Raw genomic sequence first — 22,455 nt, 5'->3', positions numbered from 1 at the left:
CGGGTGTTTTAATCATAACCACACTTCGGTGTGGTTATTTCGCCCCTTCGGAGAAGAGTCGTGAAGCGACCTGCAATCATCCTGATTTGCCTGCTGTTGCAGGCGTGCTCAGCCACCACCAAAGGGCTGGGAACCTCACTGTGGGAAAGCATGTTCGGCACACCGGGCGTGCAGTTGACCGATGACGAACTTCAGAACATGCCGTACGCCAGTCAGTACATGCAGCTTAATGATGGCCCGCAGCTGTTTGTGGTGCTCGCTTTCGATGAAAACGGGCAGCAGAAATGGGTGACGCAGGATCAGGCCACCATCGTGACGCAGCATGGCCGAATGGTGAAAACGCTGCTCGGCGGCGACAACCTGCTTGAGGTCAACAACCTCGCGGAAGATCCGCTTACCAGGCCGAACCAGATAGTCGATGGCGCAAGCTGGACGCGCACCCTGGGCTGGACCGAGCATAAGCAGGTGCGCTACGCCACGGCGCGCTCCACCTTCCGCTGGGACGGTACGGATAGCGTGAAAGTGGGTAGCGACGAAACGCAGGTGCGCGTGCTGGACGAAGAGGTGACGACTGACCAGGTCACCTGGCATAACCGCTTCTGGATTGATGAGGAAGGGCAAATTCGTCAGTCCTTACAGTATCTCGGTGCCGGTTTCTTCCCGGTGAAAACCACCCTGATCAAGGCGGCGAAATCATGAAAACGCTCATCCACGTTGCGCTTCTCGCCAGTCTTACCGCACCGCTGGCATGGTCCGCAGGGACAGTAAAGGTCTATACGCCGGACAGTGAAAACCCCAAAACCTTAACCAATGCAGAACATCTGCTCGATCTCGTCGGGCAGCCAAGGCTTGCCAACAGCTGGTGGCCGGGGGCCGTGATCGGCGAGCGCCAGGCGACGGTTGAGGCGGAACAACAACACCGTGCCCTGCTGGCTCGCCTGACGGGTCTGGCGGAGCAGGAAGACGGCGACGATGCCGCTGCCATTAACAGCGTGCGCCAGCAGCTTCAGGCGCTGAAGGTGACAGGCCGCCAGAAGGTGAATCTGGATCCCGATAAAGTGCGGGTTGCGGAAAACGGCAACCCAGCGCTGGTAGGGGATTACACGCTCTGGCTGCCGGTGAAGCCGACGACGGTGACCGTGATGGGGCTTATCAGCAGCCCCGGTAAAAAGCCCTTTACGCCCGGCCGTGACGTCGCGAGCTACCTCGACGAACAAAGCCTGCTGAGCGGCGCGGATAACAGCTACGCATGGATTATTTATCCAGACGGGCATACGCAAAAAGCGCCGGTGGCGTACTGGAATAAACGCCATATCGAACCCATGCCGGGCAGCATCATTTTTGTCGGTTTTGCCGACCATTTCTGGACGAAGGCGTATGACGGGCTTAACGCCGATATCCTTCACTCCCTGACACAGCGGATACCGGAATAATGAAAAGAACCTATCTCTACAGCATGCTGGCGCTTTGTGTGAGCGCCGCCTGCCATGCAGAAACCTATCCGGCACCCATTGGCCCGTCTCAGTCAGACTTCGGCGGCGTCGGTTTACTGCAAACGCCTACCGCGCGTATGGCGCGTGAAGGGGAAATTAGCCTGAACTATCGCGATAACGACCAGTATCGCTACTATTCCGCCTCCGTGCAGCTGTTCCCGTGGCTCGAAACCACGCTGCGCTATACCGACGTACGAACGAAGCAGTACAGCAGCGTCGACGCGTTCTCCGGCGATCAGACCTACAAAGATAAAGCTTTCGACGTCAAACTGCGCCTGTGGGAAGAGAGCTACTGGATGCCGCAGGTCTCCGTGGGGGCAAAAGATATCGGCGGGACCGGTCTGTTTGATGCGGAATACATCGTGGCCAACAAGGCCTGGGGACCGTTTGATTTTTCTCTCGGTCTTGGCTGGGGCTATCTCGGCACCAGCGGCAACGTCAAAAACCCGTTCTGTACCTACAGTGACAAATACTGCTACCGCGACAACAGTTACAAAAAAGCGGGTTCTATCAACGGCGACCAGATGTTCCACGGCCCGGCCTCGCTGTTCGGCGGTGTGGAATACCAGACACCGTGGCAGCCGCTGCGCCTGAAACTGGAGTACGAAGGAAACGACTACTCGCACGATTTCGCCGGGAAGATTGAGCAGAAAAGCAAGTTTAACGTCGGCGCCATTTACCGCGTCACCGACTGGGCCGACGTTAACCTCAGCTACGAGCGCGGCAACACGGTGATGTTTGGCTTCACGCTGCGCACCAACTTCAACGACATGCGGCCGCACTATAACGATAATGCGCGGCCTGCCTACCAGCCGGAGCCCCAGGATGCGATTCTGCAGCACTCCGTGGTGGCAAACCAGCTGACGCTGTTGAAATATAATGCTGGCCTGGCGGATCCGAAAATTCAGGTGAAAGGCGATACGCTGTACGTCACCGGCGAGCAGGTGAAATACCGCGATTCTCGGGAAGGGATCGAGCGTGCTAACCGGATCGTGATGAACGATCTCCCGGACGGGATCCGCACGATCCGGGTGACGGAGAACCGCCTCAATCTGCCGCAGGTCACCACCGAAACCGATGTCGCCAGCCTTAAGCGCCATCTGGAAGGCGAACCGCTCGGGCATGAAACCGAGCTGGTGCAAAAACGCGTAGAGCCGATCGTGCCGGAAACCACCGAGCAGGGCTGGTATATCGACAAATCGCGCTTTGATTTCCATATCGACCCGGTGCTGAACCAGTCCGTTGGCGGGCCGGAAAACTTCTACATGTATCAGTTGGGCGTGATGGCGACGGCGGATCTGTGGGTCACCGACCACCTGCTGACCACTGGCAGCCTGTTCGGCAACCTTGCCAATAACTACGACAAGTTCAACTACACCAATCCGCCAAACGATTCGAAGCTGCCGCGCGTGCGTACCCGCGTGCGTGAGTACGTGCAGAACGATGCCTACGTGAATAACCTGCAGGCTAACTACTTCCAGTACTTCGGCAACGGCTTCTACGGCCAGGTCTACGGCGGGTATCTGGAAACCATGTACGGCGGCGCGGGGGCGGAAGTGCTTTATCGTCCTGTCGATAGCAACTGGGCGTTTGGGATTGATGCCAACTACGTTAAGCAGCGTGACTGGCGCAGCGCGCAGGACATGATGAAGTTCACCGACTACAGCGTCAAAACCGGCCACCTGACCGCCTACTGGACGCCGTCGTTCGCGCAGGACGTGCTGGTGAAAGCCAGCGTCGGGCAGTACCTGGCAGGCGATAAGGGCGGCACGCTGGATATCTCCAAACACTTCGACAGCGGCGTCGTGGTGGGCGGCTACGCCACCATCACCAACGTTTCGCCGGACGAGTACGGGGAAGGGGACTTCACCAAAGGAGTCTACGTGTCGATTCCGCTGGATCTGTTCTCCTCAGGCCCAACCCGCAGCCGTGCGGCAGTGGGCTGGACGCCGCTGACGCGTGACGGCGGCCAGCAGCTTGGACGTAAATTCCAGCTGTATGACATGACCAGCGATAAGAACATTAATTTCCGTTAATGTTTGTCCCCCTCACCCCGTCCCTCTCCCCAGAGGAGAGAGGGTGAAAACCGCACCGAGGAGTTCCCTCTCCCCTCTGGGGAGAGGGTTAGGGTGAGGGGCGATCCTCTCCATTGCGCCAAACATAAACAAAAAATATAGATCCCCGTCACATTTTTGCGTTATACAGGAACCTCGCCCTGGAGAATGAGGTGCTGTATGACATCCCTGACTCGCCCGCGCGTTGAGTTTATCTCAACGATACTCCAGACCGTGCTTAACCTCGGTCTGCTGAGCCTTGGCCTGATCCTGGTCGTCTTTCTCGGTAAAGAGACGGTGCATCTGGCGGATGTGCTGTTCGCCCCTGAGCAAACCAGCAAATACGCGCTGGTGGAAGGCCTGGTGGTCTACTTTCTCTACTTTGAATTTATCGCCCTGATTGTGAAGTACTTTCAGTCGGGCTTTCACTTCCCGCTACGTTATTTTGTCTACATAGGTATCACTGCGATTGTGCGGCTGATCATCGTCGATCATAAATCCCCGCTCGATGTGCTGATCTACTCGGCGGCGATCCTGCTACTGGTGATCACCCTCTGGCTGTGCAACTCGAAGCGGCTGAAACGCGAATAAAAAAATGGCGCTCCGAAGAGCGCCGAATAACAGTCACAAGTTGGGTCAATACAATACGTCTAAAGTTGAGGGTTGCAGTGGCATAACAAATGAAACTTAACCTTTCACGCCGCCCGCCGTCAGGCCATTCACCAGCCAGCGCTGGGCCAGCAGGAACACCACGGTAATCGGGATGGCGGAGAGTACGGCCGCCGCGGCAAAGTCGCCCCACAGGTAGTTTTGCGGGTTGAGGTATTGCTGCATACCGACGGCCAGGGTGTAGCTGTTCACATCGCGCAGTAACAGTGAGGCGACCGGGACTTCGGTGATCGCCGCGATAAACGACAGGATAAACACCACCGCCAGAATCGGTACGGACAGCGGCAGCAGCACCAGACGGAACGCCTGCCACGGCGTGGCGCCATCCAGCGACGCCGCCTCTTCCAGCGAACCGTCGATCGTTTCAAAATAGCCCTTAATGGTCCACACATGCAGGGCGATGCCGCCAAGATAGGCGAAGATCACGCCGCCGTGGGTGTTCAGGCCGATAAACGGCACGTACTGGCCGAGACGGTCAAACAAGGCATATAACGCCACCAGCGACAGCACCGCCGGGAACATCTGGAAAATCAGCATCCCTTTCAGCAACGTCGCTTTGCCCGGGAAACGCATGCGGGCGAAGGCGTAAGCACAGGTGGTGGAGAGCGTCACGATGCCGATCGCGGTGATGGTTGCTACCTTCACCGAGTTCCACAGCCACAGCAGCACCGGGAACGGCGGCGGCGTGACGCGGCCATCCGCATGCTCCACGCTGAAGCCCAGCGCGAGCTTCCAGTGCTCCCAGGAAATTTCATCCGGGATCAGGCTCCCGGTGGCGAAGTTCCCCGAACGCAGGGAGATGGCGATAACCATCAACAGCGGGAACATGATGGCCGCGATGAAAATCAGCAGGCCTAAGTGCGTCGCCAGGAGGCGCAGTTTCTGAGATTTGGGTTGTACCATTGCCATGTTCAGTGCCCTCCTTAGTCAAATTTCATTCGTGTGGCTTTCAGGTTCACAATCGCCAGGGCGCCAACCAGCAGGAAGATCAGGGTGGCAATCGCCGCCGCCAGACCGAAGTCCTGACCGCCGCCGCCTTCGAAGGCGATACGGTAGGTGTAGCTCACGAGCAGGTCGGTATAGCCAGCTGGCGTCGTGGTGCCAAGGCGGTCCGGGCCGCCGTTGGTCAACAGCTGAATCAGCACGAAGTTGTTAAAGTTAAAGGCGAAACTGGCGATCATCAGCGGCGTCAGCGGCTTAATGAGCAGCGGCAGCGTAATTTTAAAGAAGTTCTGGAACGGACCCGCGCCGTCCATCGCCGAGGCTTCGTACAGATCGTCCGGGATAGCCTTCAGCAGCCCCATGCACAGGATCATCATGTACGGATAACCCAGCCAGGTGTTGACGATGATAATCATCGAGCGGGCGGTGGTTGGGTCGCTGAACCAGGCCGGTTTGATACCGAAAAGCGCGCTCAGCATCATGTTGATTTCACCAAAGCTCTGGTTAAACAGCCCTTTGAAAATCAGAATTGAGATAAACGATGGTACGGCGTACGGCAGAATCAACAGCACGCGGTAAATCGCTTTGCCCTTCAGGGATTCCCACTGGACGAGGCAGGCCAGCACCATGCCGACGGCGACGGTCAGGATCACCGTCAGTACCGAGAAGACCACCGTCCAGACGAAGATGGCGAAGAACGGTTTCTGGATGCCTTCGTCAGTGAACACGCGGGTAAAGTTGTCCCAGCCGATGGTGACGGTATAGCCCGGGCTGAGTTTGTCGTCGCCCCAGCTGCCGTCGGCATTCACCGACTGATAGAAACCGATATCGTTGTTCGGACGGTACTTCACGCCGCTCTGGTTGTTGGTGAGCGTGCCGTCATCCGCCGGCGTATAAAGCGGCTGCGTGCCGGAGAACTGGCGCAGCGAGCTCATGGTCACTTTGCTGTCATCGGGCAGCACGGCGGTGAGCTGGGTCAGCGCCTGGCGATTCTGGGTGATGATACGCAGGTTGGCACGTTCACCTTCCGGCAGGGCCGCAGCCTCTTTTAAGACCAGCTTCTGCTCGCCGCCAAACTTGAACGCGTCGGAAATATAGTTTTTGCCGCTCTCACCGTCAGTGAGCGCTAACTTCCACTCGTCGCCTTCAGGATACAGGCCGAAGTTAAAGGTTTTACCCGCCTGATAAGAGCGATCCAGAAGCACCTGAGTGGCGCGCTCCTGCGCGAGCTGGTTGGTGCTGCTGTAGTTGGTGAACGCAATGGCGATGGTACAAATCAGCGGGAACAGGACAAACAGCCCCATCCCGGCAACACCCGGGTAAACATAACGCCAGGCATAGGCTTTACGGTTGGCGAAAATATACAGGCCAGCAGAGCTTAAAATCAGCGTCATGATGGCGAACAGATATTCCCCTTGTACGTACATTAAAACAACAAGGTAACCCACCAGCAGACACAGCAGACCTATCACTGACCACTTCAGTGCGTCGCTTTGCCACCAGTGCTTCTTTTTAATGACATCCATGGGGTTCTTCCTCTACAACGTTTGATCTTTTCTCCCTCTCCTGGGGGAGAGGGCCGGGGTGAGGGCGTGCGGATAGCGACAACCCTCACCCTAACCCTCTCCCAGAGGGAGAGGGGACTACGCCATTACTTAGTAATACGACCCTGAGCATCTTTCAGCGCGGCATCGACAGTCTGACGACCGCTTGCAGCGTTGATGACCGCAGTACGGGTGGCGTACCAGAACGCCGCCATCTGTGGGATGTTCGGCATGATTTCGCCTTTCTGGGCGTTATCCATGGTGGCCGCGATGCGTGGATCTTTCGCCAGCTGATCCTGGAAGGATTTCAGCGCAACGGCGCCCAGCGGTTTGTCCTTGTTCACTTCATCCAGACCCTGATCGGTCAGCAGGTAGTTTTCGAGGAACTCTTTCGCCAGCTCTTTGTTCGGGCTGGCGGCGTTGATGCCCGCGCTCAGCACGCCAACGAACGGTTTAGACGGCTTGCCGTTGAAGGTTGGCAGCAGGGTCACGCCGTAGTTGATTTTGCTCTTGTCGATGTTGGTCCAGGCCCACGGACCATTGATGGTCATCGCGGTTTCGCCTTTGTTGAACGCCGCTTCCGCGATGGAGTAGTCGGTATCCGCATTCATGTGTTTGTTCTTGATGAGGTCAACCAGGAAGGTCAGACCCGCTTTCGCACCTGCGTTATCCACGCCCACGTCTTTCACGTCATATTTGCCGTTTTCAAACTTGAACGCGTAACCGCCATCGGCTGCAATCAGCGGCCAGGTGAAGTACGGCTCCTGCAGGTTGAACATCAGGGCGGATTTACCCTTCGCCTTCAGCTCTTTATCCAGTTTCGGGATCTCTTCCCAGGTTTTCGGCGGGTTTGGCACCAGGTCTTTGTTGTAAATCAGAGACAGGGCTTCAACTGCGATAGGATAAGCGATCAGCTTGCCGTTATAGCGAACGGCGTCCCAGGTGAACGGGAACAGCTTGTCCTGGAAAGCTTTGTCTGGCGTGACTTCAGCCAGCAGGCCAGACTGCGCGTAACCACCGAAACGGTCATGCGCCCAGAAAATAATGTCCGGGCCATCGCCGGTTGCCGCAACCTGCGGGAATTTCTCTTCCAGTTTGTCCGGGTGTTCTACAGTGACTTTGATGCCGGTGTCTTTCTCGAATTTTTTGCCCACTTCGGCCAGGCCGTTATAGCCCTTGTCGCCGTTAATCCAGATAACCAGCTTGCCTTCTTCAATTTTGGCGAGCGCTGGGGCGGAAACCATCATTGCTGCAAGGGCGGACAATGCGAAAACGCGTGCGCCAGTCTTGATATTCATATCTGCCATCCTTTTTGGTGATGTGCTCGTGGATACATAAGGTGGTTCAACGTGACTCAGTCTCCTTATTTGACATCCTCTTTCCATCCTCCCAACCCCTACGCCCCACCCCCCGTTTGTGTGATCTCCGTTGCATAAATTTAAGTTATGAGTGCTGGCGCACATAAAAACCCACCGAATTTTGCAGGCGGCTTCACGAATTTCGCCTCAGCCCCCAGGATGCGGTCGCAGAGCCTGCTCTCTCATCCTCCCGCCTCCTCCCCCATAAAAAAGGCGGGGGGTGGAGGATTCACGAAAGTAATGGATACCCCATAGTGAACTTATCTTGAATGTTTCTGTCGGTGACAGGTTGTAACGAAGGGAGAAGGGCATGGCGAGCGTACAGCTGCGTAATGTAACGAAAGCCTGGGGCGACGTAGTGGTGTCGAAAGATATCAATCTGGACATCACCGAAGGCGAATTTGTAGTGTTTGTCGGCCCATCAGGCTGTGGTAAATCGACTCTGCTGCGTATGATTGCCGGTCTTGAAACCATCACCAGCGGCGACCTGCTGATCGGTGATACCCGAATGAACGACATCCCGCCTGCCGAACGCGGCGTAGGCATGGTGTTCCAGTCTTATGCACTCTATCCCCACCTTTCCGTTGCCGAAAACATGTCCTTCGGCCTGAAGCTGGCCGGCGCGAAGAAAGAGGTCATTAACCAGCGCGTGACGCAGGTGGCGGAAGTGTTACAGCTGGCCCACCTGCTGGAGCGCAAACCGAAAGCGCTTTCCGGTGGTCAGCGTCAGCGTGTGGCGATTGGCCGTACGCTGGTGGCCGAACCGCGCGTATTCCTGCTTGATGAACCTCTCTCTAACCTGGATGCCGCCCTGCGCGTCCAGATGCGTATCGAAATCTCCCGTCTGCACAAGCGTCTTGGCCGCACGATGATTTACGTCACCCACGATCAGGTCGAAGCGATGACCCTGGCCGACAAAATCGTGGTGCTGGATGCCGGTCGCGTCGCGCAGGTGGGCAAACCGCTGGAGCTGTACCACTACCCGGCAGACCGCTTTGTTGCGGGCTTTATTGGCTCGCCAAAGATGAACTTCCTGCCCGTTAAAGTGACCGCGACAGCGATTGAACAGGTACAGGTGGAGCTGCCAAACCGCCAGCAGGTCTGGCTGCCGGTCGACAGCGCCAACGTACAGGTCGGGGCAAATATGTCCCTCGGTATCCGTCCTGAGCATCTGCTGCCGAGCCACATCGCTGATGTGACCCTGGAAGGTGACGTTCAGGTCGTCGAACAGCTTGGTCACGAAACACAGATTCATATCCAGATCCCCGCCATCCGTCAGAACCTGGTCTACCGCCAGAATGACGTGGTGTTGGTAGAAGAGGGTGCCACATTCGCTATCGGCTTGCCGCCAGAGCGTTGCCATCTGTTCCGTGAGGATGGCACAGCATGTCGTCGGCTGCATAAAGAGCCAGGCGTTTAAGCAATCCCAAAAGAAGACACGAAACCGACAGGTGAAGTGTTCAAAGAAAAGCAATGATCTCAGGAGATAGAATGATGATTACTCTGCGCAAACTTCCTCTGGCAGTTGCCGTCGCAGCGGGCGTAATGTCTGCTCAGGCGCTGGCCGTGGATTTCCATGGTTATGCTCGTTCCGGTATCGGCTGGACGGGTAGTGGCGGCGAACAACAGTGCTTCCAGGCAACCGGTGCCCAAAGTAAATACCGTCTTGGTAACGAATGTGAAACCTATGCGGAACTGAAGCTGGGCCAGGAAGTGTGGAAAGAAGGTGACAAGAGCTTCTACTTCGACACCAACGTAGCGTACTCCGTGGCGCAGCAGAACGACTGGGAAGCCACTGACCCGGCGTTCCGTGAAGCTAACGTGCAGGGTAAAAACCTGATCGAATGGCTGCCAGGTTCCACCATCTGGGCCGGTAAGCGCTTCTATCAGCGTCATGACGTCCACATGATCGACTTCTACTACTGGGATATTTCAGGTCCTGGTGCGGGTCTGGAAAACATTGACGTTGGTTTCGGTAAGCTCTCTCTGGCTGCAACCCGTTCTTCTGAAGCTGGCGGTTCTTCCTCCTTCGCCAGCAACAGCATTTATGATTACACCACCCGCACAGCGAACGATGTCTTTGACGTACGTTTAGCGCAGATGGAGATTAACCCGGGCGGTACGCTGGAGCTGGGCGTTGACTACGGTCGCGCAAACCCACGTGATGATTATCGCCTGGTTGATGGTGCTTCAAAAGATGGTTGGATGTTCACCGCTGAGCACACCCAGAGCATGCTGAAGGGCTATAACAAGTTTGTGGTTCAGTATGCCACTGACTCAATGACGTCTCAGGGTAAAGGCTTGTCTCAAGGTTCTGGTGTAGGCATCGATTCTAACTCGGGTTATGCCTACGACATTAACAACAACGGTAGCCTGCTGCGTATTCTCGACCACGGTGCAATCTCTCTGGGCGATCGCTGGGACCTGATGTATGTCGGTATGTACCAGGACATCGACTGGGATAACAACAACGGGACCAAGTGGTGGACCGTGGGTGTACGTCCGATGTTCAAATGGACGCCTATCATGAGCACCTTGCTGGAAGTGGGTTACGACAACGTGAAATCACAAAGCGCTGACGAAACCAACAACCAGTACAAAATCACCCTGGCACAACAGTGGCAGGCAGGTGACAGCATTTGGTCTCGCCCGGCAATCCGTGTATTCGCAACCTACGCCAAGTGGGATGAGAAGTGGGGTTATGACTACAACGGTAACCCATCTAACAACGCTAACTACGGTAAAGCGTTCAAAGATGGTTTCAATGGAAGCTCCTTCGGTCGCGGCGACAACGACGAATGGTCCTTCGGCGCCCAGATGGAAATCTGGTGGTAATCCCGTCTTAATCTGACGTAATGACCAAACTGAGGGGCGCAAGCCCCTCAATCCTTGGGACGGCGCGCTATTGCCTGGCTACCGCTGAACCTGTGCATTTTGAGGTGATAACAATGAAAATGAACAAAACTCTCCTTGCCCTTTGTTTATCCGCAGGGCTGCTGGCAAGCGCGCCTGCCGTAACGCTCGCTAACGTCAATTTCGTTCCGCAAAACACAACATCTGCGCCAGCCATTCCGACAGCGGCACTGCAACAGCTTGTCTGGACGCCGGTCGATCAGTCTAAAACCCAGACCACCCAGCTCTCAACGGCCGGTCAGTCACTTAATGTTCCGGGTATTACCGGCCCGGTCGCGGCGTATAGCGTACCCGCCAATATCGGTGAACTGGCCATTACCCTGACCAGTGAAGTCAACAAGCAGACGAGCGTATTTGCGCCTAACGTGCTGATTCTCGATCAGAACCTGACGCCATCTGCCTTTTTCCCAAGCGAATACTTTACCTACCAGGAACCTGGCGTGATGAGCGCCGATCGTCTGGAAGGCGTCATGCGCCTGACGCCTGCGCTGGGCCAGCAAAAACTCTACGTGCTGGTCTTTACCACTGAGCAAGATCTCCAGAAGACCACCACGCTGCTCGATCCGGCCAAAGCCTACGCAAAAGGCACCGGTAACGCGATTCCTGATATTCCAGACCCGATCGCCCGTCACGTCACCGACGGAACGTTAAAACTGAAGGTGAAAACGAACAGCGGCTCCAGCGTGCTGGTCGGCCCGCTGTTTGGCTCCTCCGGTAACGGTCCTGTTACGGTGGGCAATACGGCTGCACCTGCTTACTCCGCGCCAGCTGCCACGGCAGCCGCACCGGTCGCCACCGCAGCGCCAGCCCCGGCGAAGAAAGCCGAGCCGGTACTGAACGACACCGAAGAGTACTTCAACAACGCCATTAAGCAGGCGGTGAAGCGCGGCGATGTCGATAAAGCGCTGAAACTGCTTGATGAAGCCGAACGTTTAGGTTCAACCACTGCCCGTTCCACCTTTATCAGCAGTGTAAAAGGCAAGGGGTAACCGTTTCCCCACATTGCTGATTTGTTAGTCGTTTAGTGCGCCTGAGTGGGCGCACTTTTTTTCGTATCCGCCGGGCTGTTGCACCCATGTTGCGATCGTGATCGTTAAATAACGTTTGGCCCCCCTCAATCCGTGTTTCTGCGATACAATGCCATTACGTTATGTATCGGAGAGTCTGGCATGTCACACCCTGCGCTAACGCAACTGCGTGCGCTGCGCTATTTCGACCAAATACCTGCGCTTGATCCGCAGCAGCTGGACTGGTTGCTGCTGGAAGATTCCATGACAAAACGTTTTGAGCAACAGGGTAAAACGGTCACGGTGACCCTGATTCAGGAAGGGTTTGTCTCCGGCGATGAGATTGCCAGCGAGCTGCCGCTGTTGCCGCAAGAGGAACGCTACTGGCTGCGCGAAATTTTGCTCTGTGCCGATGGTGAACCCTGGCTTGCCGGGCGCACGGTGGTACCCGAGTCTACCCTGTCCGGGCCTGAGCTGGCGCTGCAACGGCTGGGGAAAACGCCGCTGGGACGTTATCTTTTCACCTCATCTGAGCTGACCAGGGATTTCATTGAGATTGGGCGTGATGCCGAACTGTGGGGACGCCGTTCCCGCCTTCGTCTGAGCGGTAAGCCGTTAATCCTGACGGAGCTATTTTTACCGGCATCACCGTTGTACTAAGAGGAAGAAAAAATGGAGTGGAGCCTGACGCAGAATAAGCTGCTGGCGTATCACCGCTTAATGCGTACTGATAAACCCATCGGCGCGTTGCTGCTGCTGTGGCCGACCTTATGGGCGCTGTGGGTGGCCACGCCGGGCGTGCCGCCGCTGTGGATCCTGGGCGTATTCGTTGCCGGCGTCTGGCTGATGCGCGCGGCGGGCTGCGTGGTCAATGATTATGCCGATCGTAAATTCGACGGTCATGTAAAGCGTACTGCCAACCGCCCCTTACCCAGCGGGCAGGTCACCGGGAAAGAAGCCCGCGTGCTGTTCATCGTTCTGGTGCTGCTCTCTTTCCTGCTGGTGTTAACGCTTAACACCATGACGATCCTGCTTTCCGTCGCGGCGCTCGCACTGGCCTGGGTTTATCCCTTTATGAAGCGCTACACCCATCTGCCTCAGGTGGTGCTGGGGGCGGCGTTTGGCTGGTCGATTCCGATGGCGTTTGCGGCGGTTAGTGAGTCCTTACCGCTCAGCTGCTGGCTGATGTTCCTGGCAAATATTCTCTGGGCCGTGGCGTATGACACGCAATATGCGATGGTTGACCGCGACGACGACCTGAAAATTGGTATTAAATCGACCGCTATCCTCTTTGGACGCCAGGACAAACTCATCATTGGCATTCTCCAGGTTGCGGTACTGGCGCTGATGGTCGCGATTGCGCGCCTGAACGGGCTGAACTGGGAATTTTACTGGTCGATACTGGTGGCAGGGCTGCTGTTTGCCTACCAGCAGAAGCTGATTGCAAAACGCGAACGCGAAGCCTGCTTTAAAGCGTTTATGAACAATAACTATGTCGGTCTGGTGCTGTTTTTAGGACTGGTCATGAGCTATTTTTCCTGATTGACGCGCGGTCATGCCCCGCCGGGTATGACCGCATCGTTACCCGACATTACCGCCCTCACAAATTTAAACCATCGTTTCATAAATTCGCGCTTTTGTGAGGCGCTTCACCTACGCTTCTCCCGGGCTAGTCTATTTTCTAAGCGTAAAAAAATAAAACACTGTTTTAACGCTGACATCACTACCCTGGAGCTGACTTAATGAAAACGACCCTCAAGCCGTTACTGGCCGCGCTGTGCCTGTCTGCTTTTGCCTGCACCGTTTCTGCCCAAACCATCAAAGCTGCCGATGTGCATCCTGAAGGCTACCCGAACGTGGTCGCGGTTCAGCACATGGGTGAAAAACTCAAACAACAAACCGACGGCAAGCTGGAGATTAAGGTCTTCCCGGGCGGCGTGCTGGGGGATGAAAAGCAGATGATTGAACAGGCGCAGATGGGGGCGATCGACATGATCCGCGTCTCCATGGCGCCGGTTGCCGCCATCCTGCCGGATATCGAAGTGTTTACGCTGCCCTACGTTTTCCGCGATGAGGATCATATGCATAAGGTGATCGACGGGGATATCGGCAAGCAGATCGGCGACAAACTCACCGCGAACCCGAAATCGCGTCTGGTTTTCCTCGGCTGGATGGACTCCGGCACCCGCAACCTGATCACCAAAGAGCCGATCGTTAAACCGGAAGATCTGAAAGGGAAGAAAATCCGCGTGCAGGGCAGCCCGGTGGCGCTCGCCACGCTGAAGGATATGGGGGCGAACTCGGTGGCGATGGGCGTCAGCGAGGTCTACAGCGGCATGCAGACCGGCGTGATCGACGGCGCGGAGAACAACCCGCCGACCTTTATCGCTCATAACTATATGCCGGTTGCCAAAAACTACACCCTCAGCGGCCACTTTATCACTCCTGAAATGCTGCTCTACTCCAAAGTGAAATGGGACAAACTGAGCGCTGATGAACAGCAAAAGATCCTGACCCTGGCTCGCGAAGCGCAGTTCGAACAGCGCAAGCTGTGGAATGCGTATAACGACCAGGCGCTGGCGAAAATGAAGGCGGGCGGCGTGCAGTTCCACGACATCGATAAATCAGTCTTCATTAAGGCCACAGAGCCGGTGCGCGCCCAGTATGGCGACAAGCATCAGGATCTGATGAAAGCCATTGCTGACGTCCAGTAAGCCGGAGTACGTATGTCCGAACTCTACCTGAAGTGGATGGACCGTCTGTACCTGCTCGCCATGGCGGTGGCGGGTATTGCGCTGCTGGTGATGACGATTGTCATCCCCATCGGCATTTTTTCACGCTACGTGCTCAATCGCGGCGAATCCTGGCCGGAGCCGATCGCCATTATCTGCATGGTGACGTTTACTTTCATCGGCGCGGCGGTGAGCTACCGCGCCGGGTCGCACATTGCGGTCAACATGCTCACCGACCGTCTGCCCGCGTCGCTGCAAAAGCTGTGCGCGCGGGTGGTGGATCTGCTGATGCTGCTCATCTCCGGCCTGATGTGCTGGTACAGCTACTGGCTGTGTGTCGAGCTGTGGGAGCAGCCGGTGGCGGAGTTCCCGATTCTGACCTCCGGCGAAAGCTATCTGCCGCTGCCGATCGGGTCGGCCATTCTGATCCTGTTTGTGCTTGAACGCCTGCTGTTTGGCGCGCAGGAAAACCGTCCGGTCGTGCTGATCGGCAATCACAGTTAAGGGGTGAACAATGGATGCTTTTGTTTTGTTATTCACCCTCGCCATTTTGCTGGCGCTGGGGATGCCGGTGGCCTTCGCCGTGGGCTTAAGCGCCGTGGCGGGCGCGCTGTGGATTGATTTACCGCTGGAGGCGCTGATGATCCAGATCACCAGCGGGGTCAATAAATTTACCCTGCTGGCGATCCCGTTCTTCATTCTTGCCGGGGCGATCATGGCGGAAGGGGGTATTGCCCGACGGCTGGTCAATTTCGCGTACATCTTTGTGGGCTTCATTCGCGGTGGGTTGTCGCTGGTGAACATTGTCGCCTCGACGTTCTTCGGTGCGATCTCGGGTTCGTCGGTGGCGGATACGGCGTCCATCGGCAGCGTGATGATCCCGGAGATGGAGAAGAAGGGCTATCCGCGCGAATACGCGGCGGCGGTGACGGCCAGCGGGTCGGTGCAGGCGATCCTGATCCCGCCCAGCCACAACTCGGTGATTTACTCGCTGGCGGCTGGGGGAACGGTTTCCATCGCCACGCTGTTTATCGCGGGTGTGCTGCCGGGCCTGCTGTTGGGTATGGGATTAATGGCGCTCTGCCTGTGCTTTGCCCGCAAGCGCGGCTATCCGAAAGGGGACAAAATCCCGTTCAGGCAGGCGCTGAAAATTGTGCTGGATGCCCTGTGGGGGCTAATGACGGTGGTGATTATCCTCGGCGGGATCTTGTCCGGGATATTCACGGCGACCGAATCCGCCGCCGTGGCCTGCCTGTGGGCATTCTTCGTCACCATGTTCATCTACCGCGACTACAAGTGGAATGAACTGCCAAAGCTGATGTGCCGCACGGTCAAAACCGTCACTATCGTAATGATTTTGATTGGCTTTGCCGCGGCGTTTGGCGCGGTGATGACCTACATGCAGCTGCCGATGCGCATCACCGAATTCTTCACATCGCTCTCCGATAACAAATACGTGATCCTGATGTACCTCAATATCATGCTGCTGCTGATTGGCACGCTGATGGACATGGCGCCGATCATCCTGATCCTGACCCCGGTGCTGCTGCCGGTGACCAACTCGCTGGGGATCGACCCCGTGCATTTTGGGATGATCATGATGGTGAACCTGGGGATTGGGCTGATCACGCCGCCGGTCGGGTCGGTGCTGTTCGTGGCGAGCGCGGTGAGTAAGCAGAAGATTGAAACCGTGGTGCGGGCGATGCTGCCGTTCTACGGCATGCTGCTGGTGGTGCTGGGGATGGTGACGTATATCCCGGCGATATCATTATGGTTGCCGGGGGTGTTAGGAATGCAGTGACGCCGTTTTATGCCGGGTGGCGGCTACGCCTTACCCGGCCTACGGTTCGATAACGATTTTATTTCCGACGTAATAACCGCAACGCGTTTGCCGTCACCAGCACCGTCGCCCCCGTATCCGCCAGCACCGCCAGCCACAGGCCAGTCATGCCGAGCAGCGTGGTGACCAGGAAAATCCCCTTCAGACCCAGCGCAATGCCGATGTTCTGGCGAATATTGGCCCGCGTCGCTCGCGCCAGCCCAATCATCTGCGCCAGCCCGGTCAGGCGGTTGTGGGTCAGCGCCGCGTCCGCCGTCTCCAGCGCCACGTCGGTACCGCTGCCCATCGCAATGCCGATGGTGGCGGCTTTCATCGCAGGCGCATCGTTAATCCCGTCACCGACCATTGCCAGCGGAGCGTGCGCGTTCAGTTCCGTCACCGCGCTGACTTTATCCGCAGGCAGCAATCCGGCTTTAAACTCCAGCCCCAGCTCACCGGCAATCGCCGCCGCCGCGCGCGGGTTATCACCTGTCAAAATCACACCCTGCACACCCAACTGATGCAGCGCTGCCACGGCGTCTTTGGCGTCATCGCGCAGGGTATCGCGCAGTGCCAGCATGCCTTTCGCCACGCCGTCCTGCATGACAACCACGACAGTTTGTCCTGCCTGCTCTAACGCCTCAACCTCTCGATGAGATGACTTCCCGGCCGCGACTATCAGCACCTTTTTACCGTCGACCACGGCCTCAATCCCTGACCCAACCAGCGCCCGCTGCGCCGTTGCCGAAGGGATAGCCAGCCCGCGCGACTGCGCTTCTCGCACTATCGCCTGCGCCAGCGGGTGAGTGGAGCCCTGCTCCACGGCAGCGGCAAGCGTCAGCAGTTCGTCTTCACTGATGTCCTGCGGATAAACGCCGGTGACCTGCGGTTTGCCGACCGTCAGCGTGCCGGTTTTATCGAAGGCAATGTGCTGAACCTGGCTCAGTTGTTCCAGCGCCGCGCCGCCCTTAATCAGCGCCCCGCGACGTGCCGCTGCCGCCAGGCCCGAGGTAATCGCCGCGGGCGTGGAAATCACCAGCGCGCACGGACAGCCGATCAGCAGCAGGGTCAGCCCTTTGTAAATCCAGCCCTCCCACGGCGCGCCGAAGAACAGCGGTGGCACCACGGTAACCAGCAGGGCAACCAGCATGATGGCGGGGGTGTAAATCCGACTGAAGCGATCGATAAAGCGTTCAACCGGCGCGCGGCGCTCTTCGGCCTCTTCAATCAGCTTCAGGATGCGGTCGATGGCGCTGTCGCCCGGCTCGGACAGGACTTTGAGCTGCACCAGTCGGTCAACGCTGGTGGCGCCCGCAGGCACTTTTTCACCTGCCGCACGTTCCACCGGAATGGATTCCCCGGTCAGGGCGCTTTCGTCAAAGCTCGCGGTGGCGGTAACGAGAGTCCCATCGGCTGGCAGACGCCCGCCCGCGGCGACTTCAATCATGTCGCCCGGGTGCAGCGTGTTAATGGCGACCGTTTCACGAGTACCGTTTATCACGCGAGTGGCGGTTTCCGGCTTCAGCGCCATCAGCGCGCTCACTCCTTTGCGCGCCCGGCTCGCCGCCCAGCCCTCAAGGCGTTCGCCGATCAGGAACAGCAGCAGCACCATCGCCGCTTCCGCCGTCGCACCGATGAACAGCGCGCCAATGGCCGCCACGCTCATCAGCGTTTCAATGGCAAACCAGCTGCCGCTTCTCATCAGGCGCAGCGCCTGACGGGCAATCGGGAACAGGCCGACCAGTGTGGTGGCGATAAACGCCAGGTTGCCGAACGGGTGGTTAAACTGCTCCAGCCCCCAGCTCAGGGCCATCATGATGATGAGCGTGATAAGGGGAAGGTTTTCTTTTAGCGAGGACGTTTTTTCAGCGGGAGCCGTTTCGCTGCGCAGGGCATAACCCGCCTTGCTGACGGCGGCTTCAACCTGTTTGCTGACGTCGTTATCGGCGCTGACCAGCAGCTTTTCGGTGGCGAACAGCACCTGAACGTGGTTCACGCCCGGCACCTGCTTCACCGCGTTTTCCACTTTGCGGGCGCAGGCCGCGCAGTCCATGCCGTTGACGACCCAGCTGTAGTGATTGCCGCTTTCAGGCAGCGCTTCAACCTGCGTTTCGCACGCGCCCTCGCAGCAGCAGCCGTCTTTCGGCGGAACCGGACTGAGCTTAAGTGCCGAAAATTGGGGAACTTTTTTTGGTGTTTCTGGAGTCGACATGGCAGTCTCCGGTAATGATAATTTTCTCATTAACCGCAGCATACACTCTGGAGTCGACTCCAGAGTCAAGCGTTATTTAGATATACAATGAACGCACGATCAGGAAGTGCCCGGCAAAGTAGCAGGCGGACGCAATCGCGTTATCCGCGCGGAAACGGCGGCGATAGTGGCTGCCCAGCCAGACGATATTGCCGATCAACAGCAGCGCCGCCCCGAAGAATGCGGACATGGCCTGAGACGTCGGACGGAAGAACCACAGCTCTCCGGCCAGCCACACCATCACCAGCGTCATGGCGATAAACGTGCATACCGGCAGACGCATCTCTTCCAGACGCGACCAGATCACCGCGATCAGCAGCGCGCCAATCACCAGCAGCACCAGCGGCAGCGGCCAGAAGAAGGAGAGCGTCATCTGGCTGGCAAAGTAGATGGTATACAGCAGATGGGAGAGGAAGAACGCCCCAACGGCATACAGCAGGCGCTGACGCGGCAGCAGGGTTAAGGCATCGCCAACCAGGGAGGCACACAGCCCGGCGAGCACCAGATAGCTGATGGCATTAAACATCGGGGCCTGCCAGGCGAGCAGCAAAAGTAACAGCAGCGTGACGGGTTTAAACAACCAGCGCTGCCAGGCTGGACCGCGATAGGACGCATCGACGTAAAGCCATGCGGAAAAACAGACAGCGATAAATGACCAAAGCATATTAACTCCCTGTATCTGTTGAGGCTGAATAATCAGTTTCTGATCCAGTGTAGTGACGCGGGCAGGCGTTTGGCAATGACGGGGAAGGCAAGGTATCCTGAATTCCGCATATTCTGATGGGATTTATCAATGAGCAAGATGCCGCTGTTTTTCATTATCGTGGTGGCGATTATCGTCATTGCCGCCTCGTTTCGCTTCGTGCAGCAGCGCCGTGAAAAAGCGGACAACGACGCCGCGCCGCTGATGCAAAAGCGCGTGGTGGTGACGAATAAGCGTGAGAAGCCGCTCAACGACCGCCGCTCGCGCCAGCAGCAGGTGACGCCTGCAGGAACCGGCATGCGCTATGAAGCCAGCTTTAAGCCGGAAACGGGCGGCCTGGAAATGACCTTCCGCCTGGAGGGGCAGCAGTACCATCAACTGACGGTAGGGGAGAAAGGCACGCTGAGCTATAAAGGGTCGCGGTTTGAAGGGTTTGTACCGGAGCGGTAATTTTCCCCTCACCCCGGCCCTCTCCCTGTGGGAGAGGGTTAGGGTGAGGGCATCAGGCCGCACCTTACTTCTTTACTTGCGCCTTAAACTTCTTCATCCACACCAGCAGTTCAAATACGCCGAAAATAAACACCCGCAGCTGCTGCCAGCCGGTCATCGGCGGGCCATCTTTCGGCAGGCCGTTTTTCAGCATCACCATCTGCAGGGCATGCATGAAGGAGGTAAATATCAGCGCCACGTTAACGAAGATATTCAACGGGCGCGGGAACGGGTGCACCAGATTCAAAATCAAAAATGCCCAGACGCCCAGCATCAGCAAACGTCCCAGGTTAATCAGTACCGGCATCGGATCCTCCTTGTACCTGACGGTGATACAGACGATAAGCGACCTGGCCGGCGACCTTTTCGCGGTGCAGATCCCAGTGCGCGGGCACCGGCGGCAAACCGTTTTCCACTTCGCTTTCTACATAAATTAGCGCGTCATCCGCCAGCCAGCCATTGTGCTCCAGCAGGGATAACGTCTCTTCCAGCAGTCCCTTGCGGAACGGCGGGTCGACAAACACCACGTTATGCGGCGTGCCTTGCTGCGCAAGAAAACTCAGCGTGTTGGTGTTCACGACTTTGGCGTTGCTCGCCTTCAGCGTCGCCAGATTTTGCTGCAGCGTCTGCGCAACGCCGCGCTCCATCTCCAGCAGCGTGGCGCTGGCGGCATAGCGCGACAGCGCTTCCAGCCCTAATGCGCCGCTTCCGGCGAAGCAGTCCAGACAGCGGGCGTCTACCATTGACGGGGCGAGCCAGTTAAACAGCGTCTCGCGCACGCGGTCGGTGGTGGGGCGTAATCCGGGGCTGTCCGGCACCGGTAATTTCCGGCCTCGCCACTGGCCGCCGATAATGCGAATTTGACCGGCCGGGGCGCGGGTGGGTTTCTTCATCTCTGGAAAGCTCTGTTAACCATTGCCCTGTGATTGCGGGCGGTGATGTCAATTAAGTAAAGTGTTAGACTATTTCATCATTTTTTTAGCTTCCCTGTATATAGCGCCGCGAGGAGTGTAGTCGCAGATGGCAAAACAAAAAAAACGTGGCTTCTTTTCCTGGTTGGGTTTCGGTGAAAAAGAGCAAGAAACAGAACAGAAAACCGAAGAACAACAGGTTGTAGAAGAGCAGTCACAGCCTGAAACGCCTGTAGAAACCGCTGCGGTTGTCGAAGCGGAAGAACCTGCCCACAGCAAAGAAGAGATCGAATCCTTTGCTGAAGCGGTGGTTGAGGTCACTGAGCAGGTTCAGGAGAGCGAGAAGCCAGAACCTGTCGTCATCGACGCCGTTACCGAGGCGCCGCAGGCTGCAATCGAGCACGAAGCGCTGCCGCTGCCAGAAGAGGTCAACGCCGAAGAGGAGTCTGCCGAAGAGTGGCAGGCCGAAGCGGAAACCGTTGAAATCGTTGAAGCGGTAGAAGAAGAGGCGGCACTCGAGCCAGAGCTGACCGACGAAGAGCTGGAAGCCCAGGCGCTGGCGGCGGAAGCCGCGGAAGAAGCGGTTATCGTCGTGCCGGTGGAAGCGCAGGCCGAAGAAGAGATCGTTCAGGAACAGGAAAAACCGACCAAAGAAGGTTTCTTCGCGCGTCTGAAGCGCAGCCTGCTCAAAACCAAAGAAAACTTAGGTTCCGGATTTATCAGTCTGTTCCGCGGCAAGAAGATCGACGACGATCTGTTTGAGGAGCTGGAAGAGCAGTTGCTGATTGCGGACGTGGGCGTGGAAACCACCCGTAAGATCATCGCCAACCTGACCGAAGGGGCGAGCCGCAAACAGTTGCGTGACGCCGAGGCGTTGTACGGCCTGCTGAAAGACGAGATGGGTGAAATTCTCGCAAAAGTTGACGAACCGCTTAATATTGAAGGCAAAACGCCGTTTGTTATTCTGATGGTTGGCGTGAACGGCGTGGGTAAAACCACCACCATCGGCAAGCTGGCGCGCCAGTTTGAGCAGCAGGGCAAATCGGTGATGCTGGCGGCGGGCGATACCTTCCGCGCGGCAGCGGTTGAGCAGCTTCAGGTCTGGGGCCAGCGCAACAACATTCCGGTGATTGCTCAGCACACCGGCGCGGATTCCGCGTCCGTGATTTTCGACGCCATCCAGGCGGCGAAGTCGCGCAACGTGGACGTGCTGATTGCCGATACCGCAGGGCGTTTGCAGAACAAATCGCACCTGATGGAAGAGTTGAAGAAAATCGTCCGCGTCATGAAGAAGCTGGACGAAGATGCACCGCATGAAATTATGCTGACTATCGACGCCAGCACCGGGCAGAACGCCATTAGCCAGGCGAAGCTGTTCCATGAAGCGGTAGGACTGACGGGGATCGCGCTGACCAAGCTGGACGGCACCGCGAAAGGCGGGGTGATCTTCTCCGTAGCCGACCAGTTCGGCATTCCTATCCGTTACATCGGTGTGGGCGAGCGTATTGAGGATTTGCGTCCGTTTAAGGCGGACGACTTTATTGAGGCATTATTTGCCCGAGAGGACTAA

The 22,455-nt window shown here is 57.1% G+C and carries 21 protein-coding genes; 14 read left to right on the top strand and 7 right to left on the bottom strand.

Annotation, left to right across the window (positions count from 1 at the left end; all coding sequences use genetic code 11):
• The first annotated feature begins 60 nt into the window (after positions 1 to 60).
• The 4 genes from ACWKXT_RS19840 (at position 61) to psiE (ending at position 4,138) form a co-directional block, all read left to right on the top strand.
• Entirely contained in the window at positions 61 to 699 is a 639-nt protein-coding gene (locus ACWKXT_RS19840) for a YjbF family lipoprotein (RefSeq protein WP_454529253.1), read from the top strand.
• On the top strand, positions 696 to 1,433 hold the full coding sequence (locus ACWKXT_RS19835; protein ID WP_454529252.1) for a capsule biosynthesis GfcC D2 domain-containing protein: 738 nt from the start codon (positions 696 to 698) through the stop codon (positions 1,431 to 1,433). Before ACWKXT_RS19840 ends, ACWKXT_RS19835 begins: the two co-directional genes overlap by 4 nt.
• A complete protein-coding gene (locus ACWKXT_RS19830) occupies positions 1,433 to 3,529 on the top strand; it encodes a YjbH domain-containing protein (protein ID WP_454529251.1) in 2,097 nt (698 codons plus the stop codon). Before ACWKXT_RS19835 ends, ACWKXT_RS19830 begins: the two co-directional genes overlap by 1 nt.
• 198 nt (positions 3,530 to 3,727) lie before the next feature.
• Positions 3,728 to 4,138, top strand: coding sequence for a phosphate-starvation-inducible protein PsiE (psiE, locus tag ACWKXT_RS19825; RefSeq protein WP_000202963.1), 411 nt, complete (start codon positions 3,728 to 3,730; stop codon positions 4,136 to 4,138).
• 96 nt (positions 4,139 to 4,234) lie between these two features.
• Here psiE and malG read toward each other — a convergent pair whose 3' ends face one another.
• From malG to malE, 3 genes are all read right to left on the bottom strand, one after another.
• Positions 4,235 to 5,125, bottom strand: a complete 891-nt coding sequence (gene malG, locus ACWKXT_RS19820) for a maltose ABC transporter permease MalG (protein ID WP_006810496.1) — start codon at positions 5,123 to 5,125, stop codon at positions 4,235 to 4,237.
• A 14-nt stretch (positions 5,126 to 5,139) separates the two neighbouring features.
• On the bottom strand, positions 5,140 to 6,684 hold the full coding sequence (gene malF, locus ACWKXT_RS19815; protein WP_454529250.1) for a maltose ABC transporter permease MalF: 1,545 nt from the start codon (positions 6,682 to 6,684) through the stop codon (positions 5,140 to 5,142).
• A gap of 125 nt (positions 6,685 to 6,809) precedes the next feature.
• Positions 6,810 to 8,000, bottom strand: coding sequence for a maltose/maltodextrin ABC transporter substrate-binding protein MalE (gene malE, locus ACWKXT_RS19810; RefSeq protein WP_454533174.1), 1,191 nt, complete (start codon positions 7,998 to 8,000; stop codon positions 6,810 to 6,812).
• Between the two features lie 370 nt (positions 8,001 to 8,370).
• On the opposite strand from malE, the gene malK reads away from it, so the two are divergent.
• The 8 genes from malK to ACWKXT_RS19770 all read left to right on the top strand — a co-directional run bounded on the left by malK (position 8,371) and on the right by ACWKXT_RS19770 (position 16,513).
• Positions 8,371 to 9,480, top strand: coding sequence for a maltose/maltodextrin ABC transporter ATP-binding protein MalK (malK, locus tag ACWKXT_RS19805; protein ID WP_080329931.1), 1,110 nt, complete (start codon positions 8,371 to 8,373; stop codon positions 9,478 to 9,480).
• Between the two features lie 71 nt (positions 9,481 to 9,551).
• Complete coding sequence (locus ACWKXT_RS19800; protein ID WP_028015131.1) at positions 9,552 to 10,895, top strand: maltoporin; 1,344 nt, start codon at positions 9,552 to 9,554, stop codon at positions 10,893 to 10,895.
• Between the two features lie 113 nt (positions 10,896 to 11,008).
• Positions 11,009 to 11,962 carry a maltose operon protein MalM gene (gene malM / locus ACWKXT_RS19795; protein WP_454533173.1) on the top strand — a complete coding sequence of 318 codons (954 nt, stop codon included), beginning with the start codon at positions 11,009 to 11,011 and terminating at the stop codon, positions 11,960 to 11,962.
• Positions 11,963 to 12,142: 180 nt separating this feature from the next.
• Positions 12,143 to 12,640, top strand: coding sequence for a chorismate lyase (gene ubiC / locus ACWKXT_RS19790; protein WP_014882105.1), 498 nt, complete (start codon positions 12,143 to 12,145; stop codon positions 12,638 to 12,640).
• A gap of 12 nt (positions 12,641 to 12,652) precedes the next feature.
• Positions 12,653 to 13,522 (top strand): 4-hydroxybenzoate octaprenyltransferase, encoded by an 870-nt coding sequence (ubiA, locus tag ACWKXT_RS19785; RefSeq protein WP_080329933.1) that lies wholly within the window; start codon positions 12,653 to 12,655, stop codon positions 13,520 to 13,522.
• 200 nt (positions 13,523 to 13,722) lie between these two features.
• The gene (locus tag ACWKXT_RS19780) at positions 13,723 to 14,694 is read left to right on the top strand and encodes a TRAP transporter substrate-binding protein (protein WP_080329934.1); all 972 of its coding nucleotides are present in this window, start codon (positions 13,723 to 13,725) and stop codon (positions 14,692 to 14,694) included.
• A gap of 12 nt (positions 14,695 to 14,706) precedes the next feature.
• On the top strand, positions 14,707 to 15,216 hold the full coding sequence (locus ACWKXT_RS19775) for a TRAP transporter small permease (RefSeq protein ID WP_454529248.1): 510 nt from the start codon (positions 14,707 to 14,709) through the stop codon (positions 15,214 to 15,216).
• Positions 15,217 to 15,226: 10 nt separating this feature from the next.
• Entirely contained in the window at positions 15,227 to 16,513 is a 1,287-nt protein-coding gene (locus ACWKXT_RS19770) for a TRAP transporter large permease (protein WP_454529247.1), read from the top strand.
• A 58-nt stretch (positions 16,514 to 16,571) separates the two neighbouring features.
• Here the strand turns inward: ACWKXT_RS19770 and zntA are convergent, their stop codons facing one another.
• Both zntA and ACWKXT_RS19760 read right to left on the bottom strand, forming a co-directional pair.
• Entirely contained in the window at positions 16,572 to 18,743 is a 2,172-nt protein-coding gene (gene zntA, locus ACWKXT_RS19765; protein WP_454533172.1) for a Zn(II)/Cd(II)/Pb(II) translocating P-type ATPase ZntA, read from the bottom strand.
• A 76-nt stretch (positions 18,744 to 18,819) separates the two neighbouring features.
• Positions 18,820 to 19,446, bottom strand: a complete 627-nt coding sequence (locus ACWKXT_RS19760; RefSeq protein ID WP_454533171.1) for a lysoplasmalogenase — start codon at positions 19,444 to 19,446, stop codon at positions 18,820 to 18,822.
• A 129-nt stretch (positions 19,447 to 19,575) separates the two neighbouring features.
• Between ACWKXT_RS19760 and ACWKXT_RS19755 the strand changes: the two genes are divergently transcribed.
• Entirely contained in the window at positions 19,576 to 19,935 is a 360-nt protein-coding gene (locus ACWKXT_RS19755; protein ID WP_454533170.1) for a DUF2500 domain-containing protein, read from the top strand.
• A 64-nt stretch (positions 19,936 to 19,999) separates the two neighbouring features.
• Here ACWKXT_RS19755 and ACWKXT_RS19750 read toward each other — a convergent pair whose 3' ends face one another.
• Together ACWKXT_RS19750 and rsmD are read right to left on the bottom strand one after the other, a co-directional pair.
• Positions 20,000 to 20,281 carry a DUF1145 family protein gene (locus ACWKXT_RS19750; protein WP_014882110.1) on the bottom strand — a complete coding sequence of 94 codons (282 nt, stop codon included), beginning with the start codon at positions 20,279 to 20,281 and terminating at the stop codon, positions 20,000 to 20,002.
• A complete protein-coding gene (rsmD, locus tag ACWKXT_RS19745; protein ID WP_454533169.1) occupies positions 20,265 to 20,867 on the bottom strand; it encodes a 16S rRNA (guanine(966)-N(2))-methyltransferase in 603 nt (200 codons plus the stop codon). The genes ACWKXT_RS19750 and rsmD overlap by 17 nt, the downstream gene beginning before the upstream one ends.
• A 127-nt stretch (positions 20,868 to 20,994) precedes the next feature.
• Here rsmD and ftsY point away from each other — a divergent pair, with 127 nt between their 5' ends.
• On the top strand, positions 20,995 to 22,455 hold the full coding sequence (gene ftsY / locus ACWKXT_RS19740; RefSeq protein WP_454533168.1) for a signal recognition particle-docking protein FtsY: 1,461 nt from the start codon (positions 20,995 to 20,997) through the stop codon (positions 22,453 to 22,455).

Source organism: Enterobacter sp. UPMP701, assembly GCF_053709515.1.
This window is presented reverse-complemented; position numbering and strand designations above follow the sequence as displayed.